This window comes from Paenochrobactrum gallinarii (assembly GCF_014205685.1).
Taxonomy (GTDB): Bacteria; Pseudomonadota; Alphaproteobacteria; order Rhizobiales; family Rhizobiaceae; genus Paenochrobactrum; species Paenochrobactrum gallinarii.
Map to the genome: position 1 here is coordinate 1 of NZ_JACIIU010000076.1, position 1472 is coordinate 1472.

2 protein-coding genes are annotated in these 1472 nt (G+C 51.9%); both read right to left on the bottom strand.

Features of this window, described 5'->3' with window-relative positions:
- Positions 1–980, bottom strand: a 980-nt coding sequence (gene tnpC / locus FHS77_RS16025) for an IS66 family transposase (protein ID WP_184224911.1), incomplete at its 3' end; no start/stop codon positions are given.
- Positions 981–1074: 94 nt separating this feature from the next.
- A complete protein-coding gene (gene tnpB / locus FHS77_RS16030; RefSeq protein WP_075657656.1) occupies positions 1075–1425 on the bottom strand; it encodes an IS66 family insertion sequence element accessory protein TnpB in 351 nt (116 codons plus the stop codon).
- Positions 1426–1472 lie beyond the last annotated feature (47 nt).

Sequence of the window (1472 nt, forward strand, 5' to 3'; positions counted from 1 at the left end):
GGTCCAACACGCTCTGGTGCGATCAGCCGATTATAGCCTGCATAGCCATCGACCTGCAGGATGCCTGTGAAGCCTTGCAATATCTGTTCCGCATATTGTCCTGCACGTCCCGGCGCATAGGTGAACGCAACACCAGGCGGTGCATTGCCGCCCCCATACGTGGCCCATGGCCGATCATCACGTGCCAAAGCCCAGAAGTAGCCTGTCTTGGTCTTTCCTGATCCCGGATCAAGCACGGGTGCCCGCGTTTCATCCATGAAGAGTTTGTTCGATCGCTTGAGATCAGCAATCAGCGCATCAAAGACAGGTCGTAATTCATACGCTGCCCGTCCGACCCAATCGGCCAGCGTAGAGCGATCAATATCTATGCCCTGACGGGCCATAATCTGGGCTTGCCGATACAACGGAAGATGGTCGGCATATTTGGATACCAATATATGAGCAACAGTTGCCTCTGTTGGTAGGCCTGACGGAATTAATCGGGCTGGTGCTGGAGCTTGTGTGACACCATCCGTACAAGCACGGCATGCATATTTGGGACGATGCGTGACAATGACACGGAACTGCGCAGGGATCACATCCAGTCGCTCAGAAACATCCTCGCCAATGCAATGCAGACAGCCACCGCAGGTACAGATCAGGCTTTCCGGCTCAATTACTTCATCAATACGTGGCAGATGTTTTGGCAGAGAACCACGATTGACGGAACGCGTCTTGGATGTTCGTTTGATCGAAGCTGTATCAGCTTCGTCCTCTGCATGGATCTGCGCAATGGCAGTTTCCAGATCCTCCAGTGCCAGATCAAACTGCTCTGGATTGACCTTTTCTGACTTGCGCCCAAAAGCTGCCTGTTTGAAGGCTGCAACCAGTTTCTCCAGCCGTTCAATGCGCTCATCTTTACGAGCCCCAAGCGCAGTTGCTGCGATTAACAGCGCTTTGAGTTCAGCAATATCATTCGGAAGATCAGCTGCGTTTAACATGGACCGATCTTACCAAATTCTGCCTTGATTTGCTTGTTGAATATGCTGTCAGAGTCATCGTGCCGCAGCTATTTTTAGAGCATTCTATTGTCTGTCAAACAGTGATCGGCGCTCGTATCTCCACAGCGCGGACGCGCCGCCAATCCAGTCCTGCAAACAAGGCTTCAAACTGTGCGTGGTTCAATGACATCAGCCCATCACGGATCTTTGGCCAGCTAAAGTTATGTGCTTCCAAACGCTTATAAGCCAGCACCATGCCTGTGCCATCCCAGTAAATCAGCTTTAATCGATCTGCCTTGCGCGAACGGAAGACAAATACTGTTCCCGTGAATGGATCCTTGCGCAATTCATTTTTGACCAATGCAGCAAGCCCGTCATGGCCCTTACGAAAGTCGACAGGCTTTGTTGCCACCATGATCCGCACCCGATTTGAAGGAAAGATCATGATTGAGCCGCAAGCGCGCTTGCAACAGCTGCAATCCGGGACGCGGA

Excerpts from the sequence above, each read along its gene's own strand:
- tnpB (WP_075657656.1), bottom strand. The coding sequence starts at position 1,425 with ATGATCTTTCCTTCAAATCGGGTGCGGATCATGGTGGCAACAAAGCCT.